We start from the raw sequence: 16,066 nt of genomic DNA on the forward strand, positions 1-16,066 counted from the left end.
GGGAAGGGGCGGGGAGGGGACCAGCCCGCGCAGCGCCCACCCCACCCGCACCCCACCCCCGTACCCCTTCCGCACCCCCGAAAGGCGGCCCCCGTGCAGCACGACCTCATCGCGCAGGCCAGAACCTGGCTGGCCGAGGATCCCGACCCCGGGACACGCGACGAACTGGCCGCGATCATCGAGTCGGGTGACACCCAGGAGCTCGCCGCCCGTTTCGCGGGCACGCTCCAGTTCGGCACCGCCGGGCTGCGCGGGGAGCTCGGGGCCGGGCCGATGCGGATGAACCGGTCCGTGGTGATCCGGGCGGCGGCGGGCCTCGCCTCCTACCTGAAGGCCCGGGGCGAGGAGGGCGGGCTCGTCGTCATCGGCTACGACGCCCGCTACAAGTCCGCGGACTTCGCGCGCGACACCGCGGCCGTGATGACCGGCGCCGGGCTGCGCGCGGCCGTGCTGCCCCGCCCGCTCCCCACCCCCGTACTGGCGTACGCCATACGGCATCTGGGAGCCGTCGCCGGGGTCGAGGTCACCGCCAGCCACAACCCGCCGCGCGACAACGGCTACAAGGTCTACCTCGGCGACGGCTCGCAGATCGTGTCCCCGGCCGACGGCGAGATCGCGGCCGCCATCGCCGCGGTCGGCCCGCTCGCGGGTGTCGTACGTCCCGAGGACGGCTGGGAGACCCTCGGCGAGGAGGTCCTGGACGCCTACCTCGCCCGTACGGACGCGGTCCTGGCCGACGGCGGCCCCCGTACGGCACGGACCGTCTACACCGCGATGCACGGCGTCGGCACCTCGGTGCTGACCGCCGCGTTCGCCCGTGCCGGGTTCCCCGCGCCGGTGCTCGTCACCGAGCAGGCCGAGCCGGACCCCGCGTTCCCCACGGTGGCCTTCCCGAACCCGGAGGAGCCCGGCGCGATGGATCTCGCCTTCGCCACCGCGCGCCGGGCCGCGCCGGACCTGATCATCGCCAACGACCCGGACGCCGACCGCTGCGCCGTCGCCGTGCCCGACACCGCCACGGACGGCGGCTGGCGGATGCTGCGCGGCGACGAGGTGGGCGCGCTGCTCGCCGCGCACCTGGTGGAGCGGGGCGTCAGCGGCGTGTTCGCCGAGTCGATCGTGTCGTCCTCGCTGCTCGGCCGGATCGCCGAGCAGGCCGGCCTCGGTTACGAGGAGACCCTGACGGGCTTCAAGTGGATCGCCCGGGTGGACGGCCTGCGGTACGGCTACGAGGAGGCGCTCGGCTACTGCGTCGACCCCGAGGGCGTCCGCGACAAGGACGGCATCACCGCCGCCCTGCTCGTCGCCGAGCTCGCCTCCGTACTCAAGGAGCAGGGCCGTACACTCCTTGACCTGCTGGACGACCTGGCCCTGGCCCACGGTCTGCACGCCACCGACCAGCTCTCGGTGCGGGTGGAGGACCTGTTGGTCATCGCGGACGCCATGGCCCGGCTCCGCGGGCAGCCGCCGACCGCGCTGGCCGGCCTCGCCGTCACCTCGGCCGAGGACCTGTCGCAGGGCACGGACAGGCTGCCGCCCACCGACGGGCTGCGCTACCACCTGGAGGGCGCCCGGGTGATCGTCCGCCCGAGCGGCACCGAGCCGAAGCTGAAGTGCTACCTGGAGGTCGTCGTCCCGGTGGCCGACGCGGCCGGACTGCCCGCCGCACGGGCCCGGGGCGCCGAGCTGCTCTCCGGGATCAAGCGGGACCTCGCGGCGGCCGCGGGCATCTGACGCGCCGCTTCACGCGGAAGGGCGCCCTCGCACGAACGCGCCGCTTCACACGAAAGGGCCGCTTCCCCCTCTCGGGGGGACCGGCCCTTCGGCGTTCCGTGCCGTCGGCCTCAGCCGATCGCTCCGACCACCACGAGCAGGACGGCACCAGCGGCGGCCGGGGCGATCACCTCGTACGCCCAGCGCACGGAGCCCCGGTCCGCGCCCTCGGCCGTGGTGTCGCCGGCGCGCTCGGCCAGGTCCCGCAGGTCGCGGACGGTCTGGTCGGCGGAGGCGGTGCGCGCGGCGGAGTCGCGGACGTCGGCGCTGACCGACGTACGGCCGTAGGGGTCGTCGTGCGCCGAGCGGGCTGCGGTGCGCGCCACGCGCTTACGGGCGCGCAGGGAGACGGGGATCGCCCACAGCTGGTACTTCGTGCCGTCCCGGGCGACCAGCTCGGAGGAGTACGAGGCCCGTACGTCGGCGACCTCGGTCCAGGGGAGCTGGATCGTCCGGAACGGGTTGCGGATCCGGATGCGCTCGTCGCTCACGAAGACGGCGGGCCGCAGGGTGAACGCCACGACCAGCGGCACCACCAGGAGCAGCGCGGCCGCCGCGAGCCACGGCACCCGTCCCTCGCCCCGGATCATGGCGTCCCCGGTGATCCAGGCGATCAGCAGGAGCAGCAGCCACCCGCAGACCAGTGCGGCGACGGAACGGTGGGTCCGGGTCGCGGGGGGCGGCTCTGCGGGAGGTGTGGGGCTCGTCATGGCGCCGATTCTGCCTGACGGGCGCCGAGGACGGCGGAGCGGCCGCCCGCGTCGCGGTATCCGGCCGCGGCACCCGGAGGGCCAGGGCCGGAGGGGCGGGGTGCGGCACGCACGGATGGCCCGGCCCCCTGTACAGGTCGCTACGCGCGTAGATATGCTCCTCTGGTGACCATGCCCACCACTGCTCCCGCATTCTCCGACGCGACGGCGTCCGACAGTGCGCTGCGCCGCTTCCTGTTCGGTCTGCCCGGCGTCGACGCCGTCGGCCTCGAAGCGCGCGCCGCCTCCCTCGGAACCCGTTCGATCAAGACGACGGCCAAGGCGTACGCCATCGATCTCGCCATCTCGATGATCGACTTGACGACGCTGGAAGGCGCGGACACCCCGGGCAAGGTCCGGGCTCTCGCCGCCAAGGCCGTCAACCCCGATCCCACCGACCGCACCACCCCGCGCACCGCCGCGGTCTGCGTCTATCCCGACATGGCGGCCACCGCGGCCGCCGCGGTGGCCGGCTCCGGCGTGCGGGTGGCGTCCGTGGCGACCGCCTTCCCGGCGGGCCGTGCCGCGCTGGACGTCAAGCTCGCGGACGTCCGCGACGCCGTGGCGGCCGGGGCCGACGAGATCGACATGGTGATCGACCGGGGGGCGTTCCTCTCCGGCCGGTTCCTGAAGGTGTACGAGGAGATCCTCGCCGTGAAGGCCGAGTGCGGGACCGCCCGCCTCAAGGTGATCTTCGAGACCGGCGAGCTGTCCACGTACGACAACATCCGCCGGGCCTCCTGGATCGGGATGCTCGCGGGCGCGGACTTCATCAAGACCTCGACCGGCAAGGTGGCCACCAACGCCACCCCCGCCAACACGCTCCTCATGCTGGAGGCCGTCCGCGACTTCCGGGCGCAGACCGGCGTGCAGATCGGCGTGAAACCGGCCGGCGGCATCCGCACCACCAAGGACGCGGTCAAGTTCCTGGTGCTGGTGAACGAGACCGCGGGTGAGGACTGGCTGGACCCGCACTGGTTCCGGTTCGGTGCGTCCAGCCTGCTCAACGACCTGCTGATGCAGCGCCAGAAGCTCAGCACCGGCCGTTACTCCGGCCCCGATTACGTGACGGTGGACTGATAGCCATGGCATCCGCATTCGAGTACGCACCGGCGCCGGAGTCCCGCGCCGTCGTCGACATCGCCCCCTCCTACGGGCTGTTCATCGACGGCGAGTTCACCGAGGCCGCCGACGGCAAGGTCTTCAAGACCGTCTCGCCGAGCAGCGAGGAAGTCCTCTCCGAGGTCGCTCGGGCAGGCGCGGCGGACGTGGACCGGGCCGTGAAGGCGGCACGCAAGGCGTTCGAGAAGTGGTCGGCGCTGCCCGGCTCCGAGCGCGCCAAGTACCTGTTCCGGATCGCGCGGATCATCCAGGAGCGCAGCCGTGAGCTGGCCGTCCTGGAGACGCTCGACAACGGCAAGCCGATCAAGGAGACCCGCGACGCGGACCTCCCGCTGGTCGCGGCGCACTTCTTCTACTACGCGGGCTGGGCCGACAAGCTCGACCACGCGGGCTACGGGAGCAACCCCCGTCCGCTGGGCGTGGCCGGCCAGGTCATCCCGTGGAACTTCCCGCTGCTGATGCTCGCGTGGAAGATCGCCCCGGCGCTCGCCACGGGCAACACGGTGGTCCTGAAGCCCGCCGAGACGACCCCGCTGAGCGCCCTGTTCTTCGCGGACATCTGCCGCCAGGCAGGGCTCCCGAAGGGCGTCGTCAACATCCTGACCGGCTACGGGGACGCGGGCGAGGCCCTCGTCACGCACGCGGACGTCAACAAGGTCGCCTTCACCGGTTCGACCGCCGTCGGCAAGGCCATCGCGCGCTCCGTCGCGGGCACGGACAAGAAGGTCACCCTGGAGCTCGGCGGCAAGGGCGCGAACATCGTGTTCGACGACGCCCCGATCGACCAGGCCGTCGAGGGCATCGTCACCGGGATCTTCTTCAACCAGGGCCAGGTCTGCTGCGCGGGCTCCCGGCTGCTGGTCCAGGAGTCGGTCCAGGACGAGGTGCTGGACGCGCTGAAGCGCCGGCTGTCCACGCTGCGGCTGGGCGACCCGCTGGACAAGAACACCGACATCGGTGCGATCAACTCCGCCGAGCAGCTGGCCCGGATCACCTCCCTGGTGGAGACCGGAGAGGCGGAGGGAGCGGAGCGCTGGAGCGCCCCCTGCGAACTTCCGTCGTCCGGTTACTGGTTCGCTCCGACGCTCTTCACGAACGTCACCCAGGCGCACGCGGTGGCCCGTGACGAGATCTTCGGCCCGGTGCTCTCCGTCCTGACGTTCCGCACCCCGGACGAGGCGGTCGCCAAGGCCAACAACAGTCAGTACGGCCTCTCGGCCGGCATCTGGACGGAGAAGGGCTCCCGCATCCTCGCGGTGGCGAACAAGCTCCGCGCGGGCGTCGTCTGGGCCAACACGTTCAACAAGTTCGACCCGACGTCGCCGTTCGGCGGCTACAAGGAGTCGGGCTACGGCCGCGAGGGCGGCCGCCACGGCCTGGAGGCGTACCTCGATGTCTGACCAGAACCGTCTTGGCGTCTTCAAGACCTACAAGCTGTACGTCGGGGGCAAGTTCCCCCGCTCCGAGAGCGGCCGGGTGTACGAGGTGACGGACTCCAAGGGCCAGTGGCTGGCGAACGCGCCGCAGTCCTCCCGCAAGGACGCGCGCGACGCGGTCGTGGCCGCGCGCAAGGCGTTCGGCGGCTGGTCGGGCGCGACCGCGTACAACCGCGGCCAGGTCCTCTACCGCGTCGCGGAGATTCTGGAGGGCCGCAAGGACCAGTTCGTCCGCGAGGTGGCCGCTGCCGAGGGGCTGTCGAAGTCCAAGGCGGCGGCCGTCGTGGACGCGGCGATCGACCGCTGGGTCTGGTATGCGGGCTGGACCGACAAGATCGGGCAGATCTCCGGCGGGGCGAACCCGGTCGCGGGCCCCTTCTTCAACCTCTCCACCCCCGAGCCGACCGGCGTCGTCGCGGTTCTCGCGCCGCGGAAGTCGTCGTTCCTCGGGCTCGTCTCGGTGATCGCCCCGGTGATCGCGACCGGCAACACGGCGGTCGTCATCGCCTCGGCGGACGCCCCGCTGCCCGCGCTGTCGCTGGGCGAGGTGCTGGCCACCTCGGACGTCCCCGGCGGCGTGGTCAACATCCTGTCCGGCGCCACGGCGGAGCTGGCCGCCCCGCTCGCCGCCCACCAGGACGTCAACGCGATCGACCTCACCGGCGCGGACACCGCGCTGGCGAAGGAGCTGGAGATCGCGGCGGCGGACAACCTGAAGCGGGTCCTGCGCCCCCAGCCGGTGGACGCGGACGGCGCGGCGGACTCCACGGACTGGCTGGCCTCGCCCGGCACGCACCGCCTGACGGCCTTCCTGGAGACCAAGACGGTGTGGCACCCGACCGGGGCGCTGGGAGCCGCGGGCTCCTCGTACTGACGCCCGCCAGGTGCCCGGACGGGGCCGCCCTCCCACCCCGGGGCGGCCCCGTCCGCCGTTCGTCCCGTCCGCGTCAGCCGGTGACGAGCCCGGTCACCGTACCCACCACGGGCAGGTCGCTCAGCGCGCCGCCGCTGGTGATCGGATCGGTGACGACGGCCGTGGTCAGCGGCTTGAAGTCGGCGATCTGAGTGCCCACGGCATTGTCCAGCGGATCCACCCCGGTATTGGCCAGCGGGTCCAGCTGAAGGTCGGTGATCGGGGCGACGCTGCTGGCCAGCGAGGTCCCGAGCGCGCTGGTCACCGCCGGCCCGGCTGTCTCGCCGACCGCCTGGAGGGCGGAGACGCCCTGCTCCGGGACCTCGGCGGCGGCGGGCAGCTGGACGGCCTGGGCGGCGCCCGCGCCGGCCCCCAGGGCGGCTCCCAGCGCGGTGAAGGTCAGACCGGCGCGCAGCAGGGCGCGACGTTCGGGCTTACGTGCATGAAGTGCCATGTTTTCCACCTGATCGAGCCTGGTCGGGTAATCGTCTGTGCGCGCAGAGTAGTTGAGGTGTGATGCTGGATACCAACAGGAGGCCCGATGGGTCCCCTGCGCGGGTCAATGCCTCACACTTCTGTTCTGTGAGTTCCCAACCGATCCCGACCCGCGTCGTGCTGCTCGCGGGCCCCTCCGGCTCCGGCAAGTCGTCCCTCGCCGCCCGCACCGGTCTGCCGGTGCTGCGCCTGGACGACTTCTACAAGGAGCACGACGACCCGACGCTGCCCACGGTCCCCGGCTCCACGGACGTCGACTGGGACTCCGCCGGGTCCTGGGACGCGGAGGCGGCGGTGGCCGCCATCACCGAGCTGTGCCGGTGCGGCCGTACGGACGTTCCGGTGTACGACATCGCCACCAGCTCCCGTACGGACCACGAGACCTTCCACATCGAGCGGTCACCGCTGTTCGTGGCGGAGGGCATCTTCGCGGCGGACATCGTGGAGCGCTGCCAGGAGCTGGGGCTGCTCGCGGACGCACTGTGCCTGCGCGGCCGCCCGTCCACGACGTTCCGCCGCCGACTGCTGCGGGACCTGCGCGAGGGCCGCAAGTCGGTCCCGTTCCTGCTGCGGCGGGGCTGGCGGCTGATGCGGGCCGAGCGGCGCATCGTGGCCCGCCAGACGGCCCTGGGGGCGTTCCCCTGCGGCAAGGAGGAGGCGCTGGGGCGGTTCGCCGCCGCGGCGGCGGGGCGGTGCCGGCGGGCCGGCGTGGGGGCGCCGCCCACACCGTAGCGCTCAGGGCGCACGGAAGCGGGGCCGTACAGGACCCCCCGGCCCGTGCGACCCCGCTGTGTTTCCCCCGTGACCCGCGCCTCCCCCGAAGCGATGGGCCGTTCCCCCGTGTTCCCCCGGGTCCCCTCGGTCCCCGTTCTCACTGCTCCCCCGTTGCTCCCCCGCACTTCCCCCGTGGCCCCCGCCTCCCCCGAAGCGAAGGGCCCTGCCTCAGGCCACCAGCTCGCCGAAGGACTCCTGCTCGTCACGTCCGAAGCTGAGGACCTCGTCCTCGCGCAGCCGGCGCAGGGAGCGCCAGATGCTGGACTTCACCGTGCCGACACTGATGTCGAGGATCGACGCGATCTCCGGGTCGGTGCGGCCCTCGTAGTACCGCAGGACCAGCATCGTGCGCTGGAGTTCGGGCAGCCGGGCGAGTGCCTGCCACAGCACCGCCCGCAGCTCCGTGCCGCGCATCGCGTCCGTGTCGCCCACCGTCTCCGGCAGCTCCTCGGTCGGGTATTCGTTCAGCTTGCGCCTGCGCCAGGCGCTGATGTGCAGGTTGGTCATGGTGCGGCGCAGATAGCCGCCGACCGCCGCCTTGTCGCTGATCCGGTCCCACGCCCGGTACGTCGAGAAGAGGGCGCTCTGCAGCAGGTCCTCGGCCTCGAACCGGTCGCCGGTCAGGTGGTAGGCGGTCGCGTACAGGGAGGCCCGTCGCTCCTGGACGTAGGCCGTGAACGCCGCTTCGGCGTCCGCGTCCTCCGTCCGGGCTCCGCGATCCCCCGTGGCCTCCCCGAACGCGCTTGCCGCCCCCTTGGGTGCGTCAACCACCGCCATGTACGGCATACGCACCTGCTCCGCAGCCGTCGGGTGCTGACGCCCGGCGCTCCGAACGCACCCCCGCACACTCGTGGCACCGGACCTCTCCGTGCTCCGGCCGACGTCGTGGAGACGCGTGACAACTGCGCTTGAACTGGTGCTGTGCAGTGCGTTCATCTCGCGCCCCCTATCGGTGGAGTCCGTTCGTTCCCTGCTGTGGAAGAGCTTGCCGGGGCAGTTTCATGGCGCTGTCCCCCGACTGTCACAGGCCTGTCACAGGGGCAGTTGCGGCCGTGCCCGGACAATCGGACCGGACCACAGGTCGAACTGAAGCGCCACCATGGGCCAGAATGACGTTCGTGCCTTTCCTGTTGCTGATCGAGGACGACGACGCCATCCGCACGGCCCTCGAACTCTCGTTGTCACGCCAGGGCCACCGTGTGGCCACCGCGGCGACGGGAGAGGACGGCCTTGAGCTGCTGCGCGAGCAGCGGCCCGACCTGGTCGTACTGGATGTGATGCTGCCCGGGATCGACGGTTTCGAGGTGTGCCGGCGGATCCGCCGCACCGACCAACTGCCGATCATTCTGCTGACCGCGCGCAGCGACGACATCGACGTCGTGGTGGGACTGGAGTCCGGCGCGGACGACTATGTGGTGAAACCTGTCCAGGGCCGGGTGCTGGACGCCCGGATCCGGGCGGTGCTGCGCCGCGGGGAGCGCGATTCGACCGACTCGGCGACCTTCGGCAACGTGGTGATCGACCGCTCCGCCATGACCGTCACCAAGGACGGTGAGGATCTGCAGCTCACGCCGACCGAGCTGCGGCTCCTGCTGGAGCTGAGCCGCCGGCCCGGCCAGGCCCTGTCCCGGCAGCAGTTGCTGCGCCTGGTGTGGGAGCACGACTACCTGGGCGACTCCCGTCTGGTGGACGCCTGTGTGCAGCGGCTGCGCGCGAAGGTGGAGGACGTGCCGTCCTCGCCGACCCTGATCCGTACGGTGCGGGGCGTGGGCTACCGGCTGGACTCGCCTCAGTGACCGAGACCGCCAAGCGGTCCCTGCGCGCCGGTCTGCGCTGGACCAGTCTGCGGATGCGCCTCGTCGTGGTGTTCGCGCTGGTGGCGCTGGTGGCCGCGGTGTCCGCTTCGGGGATCGCGTACTGGCTCAACCGCGAGGCCGTGCTGACCCGCACCCAGGACACCGCGCTCGACGACTTCCGGCGGCAGATGCAGGACACCGCGGCGGGTCTGCCGGCGCGTCCCACCAAGGACGACCTCCAGCGGGCCGCCGGGGAGATAGCGACCAACAGCCCGGGGTACAGCGTGCTGCTGGAGGCCGAGCGGGAGCGCGGCAAGCCGATCGTGGGCTACTCCGACCTGGACACCCTCACCCGGGCCGACGTGCCGGAATCGCTGCAGGAGCAGGTGGCCCGCAAGCAGCCGCTGACGTCGAGCAACGAGCACGAGTACCACCTGTTCTGGCAGCGGACGAGCATCGCGGGCACCCCGTATCTGGTCGCCGGTACGCGGATCATCGGCGGCGGCCCGACCGGCTACATGCTCAAGTCCCTCGACCAGGAGCGGCAGGACCTCAACTCGCTGGCCTGGTCGCTGGGGATCGCCACCGCCCTCGCGCTGGTCGGCTCGGCGCTGCTCGCGCAGGCCGCCGCGACGACGGTGCTGCGCCCGGTGCAGCGGCTCGGCGACGCGGCCCGCAAGCTCGGCGAGGGCAAGCTCGACACCCGGCTCGTGGTCTCCGGCACGGACGAGCTCGCCGATCTCTCCCGGACGTTCAACAGGACGGCGAGCTCGCTGGAGAAGAAGGTCGCGGACATGAGCGCGCGGGAGGAGGCGAGCCGCCGGTTCGTCGCCGACATGTCGCACGAGCTGCGCACCCCGCTGACCGCGATCACCGCGGTGGCCGAGGTGCTGGAGGACGAGGCGGACACCCTCGACCCGATGATCGCGCCCGCCGTGCACCTGGTGGTCAGCGAGACCCGGCGGCTGAACGACCTGGTGGAGAACCTGATGGAGGTGACCCGCTTCGACGCGGGCACGGCCCGTCTGGTGCTGGACACCGTCGACGTCGCCGACCAGGTGACCGCGTGCATCGACGCGCGGGCCTGGCTGGACGCGGTGGACCTGGACGCGGAGCGCGGCATGATGGTCCGCCTCGACCCGCGCCGCCTGGACGTGATCCTGGCCAATCTCATCGGCAACGCCCTCAAGCACGGGGGTTCGCCGGTGGGCGTCCGGGTACGGACCGAGGGCGAGGAGCTGGTCATCGAGGTACGAGACCACGGTCCGGGCATCCCCGAGGAGGTGCTGCCGCACGTCTTCGACCGGTTCTACAAGGCGAGCGCCTCCCGGCCGCGGTCGGAGGGCAGCGGGCTCGGCCTCTCCATCGCCATGGAGAACGCGCACATCCACGGCGGTGACATCACGGCGGCGAACTCCCCGGACGGCGGAGCCGTCTTCGAACTGCGGCTGCCGCGCGACGCCGAGAAGATCGCGCACCACGACGAACCGGGCGCACAGGCCCCGGACGAGGACGAGGACGGGGCGACGTGAAGCGCGGCGAAGTCACGTACCGGCGGGGCCCGCTCCGGCGGCGTACGGCGGCCTCGCTGGCAGCCGTGCTGGCGGCCGCGGCGCTGGCCTCCGGGTGCGGGATCCGTACGACCTCGGTGCCGGTGGACGCGGGGGCCGCGCCCTCCCGGGTGCCGTGCCGGCTGTCCTCGTCGGACGTCACCACCCGGTCGCCGGACCGGGTGAGCGCCGAGGTGTATCTGGTGTGCGCCTCGCAGCTGGTCACCGTGGACCGTCCGGTGACGGCGGACGCGGTCGGCACCGACCCCGTTGCGGTCGCCCGCGCGCTGCTGAAGGAGGTCCAGCAGGCGCCGCCCGCGAGCGAGCGCCGGGCCGGGTTCACCACCGCGGTTCCGGCGGGGCTGCGGATGGATCCGGCCCGGGACGGCGACCCGGCGGGCACCCTGCGTCTGAGCAGTCAGCCGGAGGACCTGTCGGCGGAGGCGCTGGCCCAGCTGGTGTGCACGTACGCGGAGAGCGAGACGCTGGTCCGGGACGGCTCGGTGCTCCTGGGCGGGCCCGGGGACTACCCGCCGCGCGGCTATCTGTGCACCTCGCAGACGAAGTCCCGGCCGGGGGATGTGGCCACGCCGGACGCGGTCCGGCTGGACTGACGCGGGCCCGGCGCGGTTCGGACGCGGGTCCGGGCCACGCCGTACGCCGTTCGGCCGGGCCGACGCGGGCCCCGCACGGCCCCCGCACGGTGCGCGGGGGTGGCCGGCAGGGCCGTCCGTGCGGCCGCGGACGACGGCACGGAACCGATCCTGCCGATCGTGGCGTCTTGGTGGACGTGCGTCACAGTTCGGGCGGCCAGACCGTCATCCACTTCCGCGCGGCGGGCGTCACTCTCCTTGTCGCGCACCTAGTCTTCGTCGGGTGGCTGACGCTGCGCCCGCTGGACGTTCCCTGGATCACGGCGGCGAACTTCGAGCCGCTCGCCGGGATCAGGGCGGACCTCGCGCTGGGGCCGGCCGAGGCGGCCCGCCGGATCGGCGGTGCGCTGTTGCTCCTGGCCCCGCTCGGGGTGCTGCTGCCGATGGCCGGGGGCCGGATCTTCGTCTCCCCCTGGGTCTCGCTGCTGCGTACGGTCGCCGCCGGGGCGCTGATCTCGCTGGCCATCGAGCTGGGCCAGACCGGGGTGCCCGGTCAGGTGGTCGACATCGACTCGCTGCTGCTGAACACCTCCGGGGTGGTGCTGGCCCATCTGCTGGTCGTCCCGGTCTGCCGGGCGCGGCTGCGCCGCCGGGGACTGCCGGGGGTACGGGATCTGCCGTACCACCGCCAGGAGACCCGTCTCAGGGACGAGGCCCCTGGGGGAGCGACCCCGACGATTACCGGGGTCGGCCTCGCACCGTAGAGCGATGCTTTGTACCTCTTCGTCGCGGCACCATGGATACATCGGGGAGCACAACAGGCTGCTCCTCCCGTAACGGTTCGCGAAGGAGCCCACCATGGCCGCACTTGTTCGCCCCCGCGAAGGCCGCATGATCGGCGGAGTGTGCGCGGGCCTCGCCCGCCGCTTCGGTATCTCCGCAAGCACGATGCGCGTCATCTTCGTCGTCTCCTGCCTGCTGCCCGGTCCGCAGTTCCTTCTCTACCTGGCGCTGTGGGCGCTGCTGCCCTCGGAGAAGTCCGCCTCATCCGCTACGGCCTGGTGACGCGCCGCGACACGGGGAGTGAGAACGCGCAGTGGGCGCACACCCTGGATCAGGGTGTGCGCCCCACTGACATGTGCGGGGTGGCGCCGGAGGCCCGGCGCGCGGGCCGGATCAGCCGCCGAGCGGGATCCCGTTGGCGGTGAGGCCCTGGGTGGGCAGTCCGCCGAGCAGGCCGGTGACCGGGGCGGCCGCGTCGGTGGCCTCGCCGCCGAGGACCTTGCCGACGGTCTCCTGGACCGGCGCGTGCTGGGCCGACGTGGCGATGGAGTCTAGCGCCATCGTCGAGACGGGGAGCGCCCCGGCCGCGGCGTCCAGCGGCAGCGACGGAGCGGCGGAGGCGCTGCCGGCGGCGGCAGCGGCGAAAGCGGCACCGAGGGCGGCGACACCGAGAGTCTTGGCAGCAGACTTCTTCATGGAGAATTCATCCTTGGGGAAGGGGATGCGAGCGGCTCTGCAAGCTAGCCATCCCACAGCCCGCTCCGCAAACATCCCGACACGCGGAAAAGGGCCGGGATGCCACCTCCCGACCCTTCCCCTGTCGCATCCCTCAGCCTCCGGAGACCACAGAACCACTGGTCACAGCGGTCTGACGGAAAAGCCACTCCGACTTCAGCTCGGCATATCCGGGCTTGACGACGTCATTGATCATCGCGAGACGTTCGTCGAAAGGAATGAATGCTGATTTCATCGCATTGACTGTGAACCACTGCATGTCGTCGAGCGTGTATCCGAAGGCCTCGGTCAGCCGCTCGAATTCCCCGCTCATGCTCGTCCCGCTCATCAGCCGGTTGTCCGTGTTCACGGTGATCCGGAAGTGCAGCTTGCGCAGCAGCCCGATGGGGTGCTCGGCGTACGAGGTGGCCGCGCCGGTCTGGAGGTTGGAGGTCGGGCACATCTCCAGCGGGATGCGCTTGTCGCGTACGTAGGAGGCGAGGCGGCCGAGGGAGACCGAGCCGTCCTCGGCGACTTCGATGTCGTCGATGATCCGCACCCCGTGGCCGAGCCGGTCGGCGCCGCACCACTGGAGGGCCTGCCAGATCGACGGCAGGCCGAAGGCCTCGCCCGCGTGGATCGTGAAGTGGTTGTTCTCCCGCTTGAGGTACTCGAACGCGTCGAGGTGACGGGTGGGCGGGAACCCGGCCTCGGCGCCCGCGATGTCGAAGCCGACGACGCCCTGGTCGCGGTAGCTGTTGGCGAGTTCGGCGATCTCCAGTGCGCGGGCGGCGTGCCGCATCGCGGTGAGGAGGGCGCCGACACGGATGCGGTGGCCGTTGGCGCGGGCGATGCGCTCGCCCTCGCGGAAGCCCTCGTTGACGGCCTCGACGACCTCTTCGAGGGTCAGGCCGCCTTCCAGGTGCTGCTCGGGGGCGTAGCGGATCTCGGCGTAGACGATGCCGTCCTCGGCGAGGTCCTCGGCGCACTCGGCGGCCACCCGGAACAGCGCGTCACGGCTCTGCATGACGGCGCAGGTGTGGGCGAACGTCTCCAGGTAGCGCTCCAGCGAACCGGAGTCCGCTGCCTCGCGGAACCAGATGCCGAGCTTGTCGGCCTCGGTCTCGGGGAGGGAGTCGTAACCCTGCGCGCGGGCCAGCTCGACGATGGTGCCCGGCCGCAGGCCGCCGTCGAGGTGGTCGTGGAGCAGCACCTTGGGGGCGCGCCGGATCTGGTCGGAATCAGGGACATTCAGGGTCTGGCTCGTCATCTGGGCACTCTAGCGCCTACGCGCGTAGAGCGCCTGGTGTCGATACGTAACAGTGACCGCGAAGTCGGGTGGAGTACACCTCTCCTTCTGACACTGTTCTGTCATGGGACAGCGCGCACTCCCCCTGCCCGAAGCCAGGGGTGTCTTGTCGGTCAGGCCGGAGCAGGGAGCGGGGTCCGGTGCCGTGCGCCGCGAGGCGGAGGAGGGAGTCGGACGGGGCCTCCCCCGCTTGGGCGGAGCCGAGACCTCGGGGAAGGATCCAGGCCGGGTGGCGACAACGCGGCAAGGCGCGGTGCCAGGGCACGCGAGCCCGGCATGACCGGCACGACACCCCCGAGGCTGGGGCGGGCCGTTCAGACGGCCGGAACAACGGACGAGGTCAGCGGCGTGGTTCTGCTGCTCCCGGACGGCCGGGCCGACTCGCGCCGTCGTCCCTCCGCCCTGTCGTACGCGGCCCAGCTGCCGTTCGCCCGTTCCCTGGCCCGCGCCGGGGTGGGCGACGGGCTCGCGGTGCACGTGCTGCGCTACCGCTGCCGCGGCTGGAACGCGGACGACGCGCATCCCGCCGAGGACGCCGCGTGGGCGGCCGACGAGGTCCAGCGACGGTACGGCGACGTGCCGGTCTGCCTGGCCGGCCACGGGATGGGCGGGCGGGCGGCGCTGCGGGCCGCCGGGCACGACGCGGTCACCTCCGTCCTGGCGATGGCCCCGTGGCTGCCGGAGCAGGCGACGGACGGACCGGATCCGGTGAAGCAGCTGATGGGGCGACGCGTGCTGATCGTGCACGGCACCAACGACGAACGCACCGACCCGGAGTTGTCCTACCGGCTGGCCGAGCGGGCGAAGAAGTCCAACCGGGACACCTGCCGCTTCGAAGTCCATTCGGATGGGCACGCGTTGCGCCAGCACCGCTCCGAAGTGGTGGCGCTGGCCGCCGACTTCATCCGCGGCTCGCTCTTCGCCCGGCCCTACGCCCGCCCGGTCGCGGACGCGCTCGCCGCACCGCCGCCGCTGGGGCTGCGGATGCCGCTGGCCGCCGGGTTCGGGCGGTCGCTGCGGCAGTGAGGGGGCGGGCGCCCACACCAGGGGCCCCGCCGTGCGTCGGCCCGCGCCCGGTCAGTCCGGCAGCAGGTTCCCCCGGCGTGAGAGCAGGAAGCGCTTGAAGGCGGCGACCGGCGGGGTGTCGGGGTGCCCGTCCAGCCAGGCGACGCCGATCTCGCGGGCCGCGCGCGGTGCGGTGACCGTCAGTTCGACGACGCCGGGGCGGGCGACCGCGGGCGGCGGCAGGAGGGCCACCCCGAGCCCGGCGGCGACCAGCCCGCGCAGGGTCTCCGCCTCCTCGCCCTCGAAGGCGACCCGCGGCGTGAAGCCCGCCTCCGCACAGAGGTCGTCGGTGATCCGGCGCAGCCCGTAACCGGGTTCCAGGGTGACGAACGTTTCGTCGGCGGCCTCCGCGAGCCGGACCCGGCGGCGGGACGCGAGGCGGTGGTCGTCGGGGACCACGAGCCGCAGCCGCTGTTCGTCGAGGCGGCGGGCGACCAGGTCGGGGGCGTCGGGCACGGGTGAGGTGAGGCAGAGGTCGAGGCCGCCCGCGCGCAGCCGTTCGATCATCGCCTCGCCGTAGTTCTGTACGAGCTGGAAGCGGACCTTGGGGTGGTCGGTCCGGAAGGCCCGGATCAGGGCGGGGACGGTCTCCGAGCCCATGGTGTGCAGGAACCCGAAGGAGACCCGGCCCGTCGTCGGGTCGGCGTCCGCCCGGACCGAGTCGGCGGCCTTCTCCACCTCGGCCAGGGCCCGTTCCGCCGAGCTGAGGAAGGCGCGGCCCGCCGGGGTGAGCGAGACCGTGCGGCCCTTGCGGGCGAACAGGGCGACGCCCAGGTCCGTTTCGAGCCTGACCATGGCCCGCGAGAGCGTGGACTGCGGTACGCCGAGCTCGTGCGCGGCACGGGTCACATGCTCGTGCCGGGCGACCGCTTCGAAGTACGCGAGGCGGGGCGCGAGCACGGCCCGGATATCTTCTTCGTAACTGCTTGGTGACAGCCGAGCCCCTGAGCTGCGTTCATGCACCATGGGATCGATTATGGCAGTTTCATGCATT

17 protein-coding genes are annotated in these 16,066 nt (G+C 72.3%); 11 read left to right on the forward strand and 6 right to left on the reverse strand.

The features are described 5' to 3' along the window. Positions 1-93: 93 nt before the first annotated feature. A complete protein-coding gene (locus B9S58_RS20005) occupies positions 94-1,734 on the forward strand; it encodes a phospho-sugar mutase (protein ID WP_103533480.1) in 1,641 nt (546 codons plus the stop codon). Between the two features lie 110 nt (positions 1,735-1,844). Here B9S58_RS20005 and B9S58_RS20010 read toward each other — a convergent pair whose 3' ends face one another. Next, entirely contained in the window at positions 1,845-2,483 is a 639-nt protein-coding gene (locus B9S58_RS20010) for a PH domain-containing protein (RefSeq protein ID WP_103533481.1), read from the reverse strand. A 171-nt stretch (positions 2,484-2,654) separates the two neighbouring features. Here B9S58_RS20010 and deoC point away from each other — a divergent pair, with 171 nt between their 5' ends. From deoC to B9S58_RS20025, 3 genes are read left to right on the forward strand one after another with little or no spacing between them, the layout of a single operon-like run. Beyond that, on the forward strand, positions 2,655-3,602 hold the full coding sequence (gene deoC, locus B9S58_RS20015) for a deoxyribose-phosphate aldolase (protein ID WP_103533521.1): 948 nt from the start codon (positions 2,655-2,657) through the stop codon (positions 3,600-3,602). 5 nt (positions 3,603-3,607) lie between these two features. Continuing rightward, positions 3,608-5,044, forward strand: coding sequence for an aldehyde dehydrogenase family protein (locus tag B9S58_RS20020; RefSeq protein ID WP_103533482.1), 1,437 nt, complete (start codon positions 3,608-3,610; stop codon positions 5,042-5,044). After that, on the forward strand, positions 5,037-5,954 hold the full coding sequence (locus tag B9S58_RS20025) for an aldehyde dehydrogenase family protein (RefSeq protein WP_103533483.1): 918 nt from the start codon (positions 5,037-5,039) through the stop codon (positions 5,952-5,954). The genes B9S58_RS20020 and B9S58_RS20025 overlap by 8 nt, the downstream gene beginning before the upstream one ends. Before the next feature lie 73 nt (positions 5,955-6,027). On the opposite strand, the gene B9S58_RS20030 is transcribed toward B9S58_RS20025, so the two are convergent. Next, positions 6,028-6,447, reverse strand: a complete 420-nt coding sequence (locus B9S58_RS20030) for a hypothetical protein (RefSeq protein WP_103533484.1) — start codon at positions 6,445-6,447, stop codon at positions 6,028-6,030. A gap of 62 nt (positions 6,448-6,509) precedes the next feature. On the opposite strand from B9S58_RS20030, the gene B9S58_RS20035 reads away from it, so the two are divergent. Further along, positions 6,510-7,220 carry a uridine kinase gene (locus B9S58_RS20035; protein WP_103533485.1) on the forward strand — a complete coding sequence of 237 codons (711 nt, stop codon included), beginning with the start codon at positions 6,510-6,512 and terminating at the stop codon, positions 7,218-7,220. A 210-nt stretch (positions 7,221-7,430) separates the two neighbouring features. On the opposite strand, the gene B9S58_RS20040 is transcribed toward B9S58_RS20035, so the two are convergent. Further along, positions 7,431-8,198 carry a SigE family RNA polymerase sigma factor gene (locus B9S58_RS20040; RefSeq protein WP_103533486.1) on the reverse strand — a complete coding sequence of 256 codons (768 nt, stop codon included), beginning with the start codon at positions 8,196-8,198 and terminating at the stop codon, positions 7,431-7,433. A 182-nt stretch (positions 8,199-8,380) separates the two neighbouring features. Here B9S58_RS20040 and afsQ1 point away from each other — a divergent pair, with 182 nt between their 5' ends. The 5 genes from afsQ1 to B9S58_RS20065 all read left to right on the forward strand — a co-directional run bounded on the left by afsQ1 (position 8,381) and on the right by B9S58_RS20065 (position 12,266). Beyond that, positions 8,381-9,058 carry a two-component system response regulator AfsQ1 gene (gene afsQ1, locus B9S58_RS20045; RefSeq protein WP_181009385.1) on the forward strand — a complete coding sequence of 226 codons (678 nt, stop codon included), beginning with the start codon at positions 8,381-8,383 and terminating at the stop codon, positions 9,056-9,058. Then, on the forward strand, positions 9,055-10,590 hold the full coding sequence (locus B9S58_RS20050; protein WP_103533488.1) for a HAMP domain-containing sensor histidine kinase: 1,536 nt from the start codon (positions 9,055-9,057) through the stop codon (positions 10,588-10,590). The genes afsQ1 and B9S58_RS20050 overlap by 4 nt, the downstream gene beginning before the upstream one ends. After that, the gene (locus tag B9S58_RS20055; protein ID WP_103533489.1) at positions 10,587-11,222 is read left to right on the forward strand and encodes a hypothetical protein; all 636 of its coding nucleotides are present in this window, start codon (positions 10,587-10,589) and stop codon (positions 11,220-11,222) included. The genes B9S58_RS20050 and B9S58_RS20055 overlap by 4 nt, the downstream gene beginning before the upstream one ends. A gap of 170 nt (positions 11,223-11,392) precedes the next feature. Continuing rightward, on the forward strand, positions 11,393-11,965 hold the full coding sequence (locus tag B9S58_RS20060) for a VanZ family protein (protein WP_103533490.1): 573 nt from the start codon (positions 11,393-11,395) through the stop codon (positions 11,963-11,965). Between the two features lie 94 nt (positions 11,966-12,059). Then, positions 12,060-12,266 carry a PspC domain-containing protein gene (locus tag B9S58_RS20065; protein WP_030591389.1) on the forward strand — a complete coding sequence of 69 codons (207 nt, stop codon included), beginning with the start codon at positions 12,060-12,062 and terminating at the stop codon, positions 12,264-12,266. Positions 12,267-12,377: 111 nt separating this feature from the next. Here B9S58_RS20065 and B9S58_RS20070 read toward each other — a convergent pair whose 3' ends face one another. Both B9S58_RS20070 and B9S58_RS20075 read right to left on the reverse strand, forming a co-directional pair. After that, positions 12,378-12,680 carry a hypothetical protein gene (locus B9S58_RS20070; protein WP_103533491.1) on the reverse strand — a complete coding sequence of 101 codons (303 nt, stop codon included), beginning with the start codon at positions 12,678-12,680 and terminating at the stop codon, positions 12,378-12,380. A 133-nt stretch (positions 12,681-12,813) separates the two neighbouring features. Further along, on the reverse strand, positions 12,814-13,968 hold the full coding sequence (locus B9S58_RS20075; protein WP_103533492.1) for an adenosine deaminase: 1,155 nt from the start codon (positions 13,966-13,968) through the stop codon (positions 12,814-12,816). 387 nt (positions 13,969-14,355) lie between these two features. On the opposite strand from B9S58_RS20075, the gene B9S58_RS20080 reads away from it, so the two are divergent. Then, a complete protein-coding gene (locus B9S58_RS20080; protein ID WP_103533493.1) occupies positions 14,356-15,033 on the forward strand; it encodes a dienelactone hydrolase family protein in 678 nt (225 codons plus the stop codon). A 51-nt stretch (positions 15,034-15,084) separates the two neighbouring features. Here the strand turns inward: B9S58_RS20080 and B9S58_RS20085 are convergent, their stop codons facing one another. Beyond that, complete coding sequence (locus B9S58_RS20085) at positions 15,085-16,038, reverse strand: LysR family transcriptional regulator (RefSeq protein WP_103533494.1); 954 nt, start codon at positions 16,036-16,038, stop codon at positions 15,085-15,087. Between the last annotated feature and the right edge of the window lie 28 nt (positions 16,039-16,066).

The organism is Streptomyces sp. SM11 (assembly GCF_002910905.1).
GTDB lineage: Bacteria > Actinomycetota > Actinomycetes > Streptomycetales > Streptomycetaceae > Streptomyces.

Excerpts from the sequence above, each read along its gene's own strand:
- B9S58_RS20075 (WP_103533492.1), bottom strand. The coding sequence starts at position 13,968 with ATGACGAGCCAGACCCTGAATGTCCCTGATTCCGACCAGATCCGGCGC.
- B9S58_RS20085 (WP_103533494.1), bottom strand. The coding sequence starts at position 16,038 with ATGGTGCATGAACGCAGCTCAGGGGCTCGGCTGTCACCAAGCAGTTAC.
- deoC (WP_103533521.1), top strand. The coding sequence starts at position 2,655 with ATGCCCACCACTGCTCCCGCATTCTCCGACGCGACGGCGTCCGACAGT.
- B9S58_RS20030 (WP_103533484.1), bottom strand. The coding sequence starts at position 6,447 with ATGGCACTTCATGCACGTAAGCCCGAACGTCGCGCCCTGCTGCGCGCC.
- B9S58_RS20070 (WP_103533491.1), bottom strand. The coding sequence starts at position 12,680 with ATGAAGAAGTCTGCTGCCAAGACTCTCGGTGTCGCCGCCCTCGGTGCC.
- B9S58_RS20020 (WP_103533482.1), top strand. The coding sequence starts at position 3,608 with ATGGCATCCGCATTCGAGTACGCACCGGCGCCGGAGTCCCGCGCCGTC.
- B9S58_RS20035 (WP_103533485.1), top strand. The coding sequence starts at position 6,510 with ATGCTGGATACCAACAGGAGGCCCGATGGGTCCCCTGCGCGGGTCAAT.
- B9S58_RS20025 (WP_103533483.1), top strand. The coding sequence starts at position 5,037 with ATGTCTGACCAGAACCGTCTTGGCGTCTTCAAGACCTACAAGCTGTAC.
- B9S58_RS20040 (WP_103533486.1), bottom strand. The coding sequence starts at position 8,198 with ATGAACGCACTGCACAGCACCAGTTCAAGCGCAGTTGTCACGCGTCTC.
- B9S58_RS20010 (WP_103533481.1), bottom strand. The coding sequence starts at position 2,483 with ATGACGAGCCCCACACCTCCCGCAGAGCCGCCCCCCGCGACCCGGACC.
- B9S58_RS20065 (WP_030591389.1), top strand. The coding sequence starts at position 12,060 with ATGGCCGCACTTGTTCGCCCCCGCGAAGGCCGCATGATCGGCGGAGTG.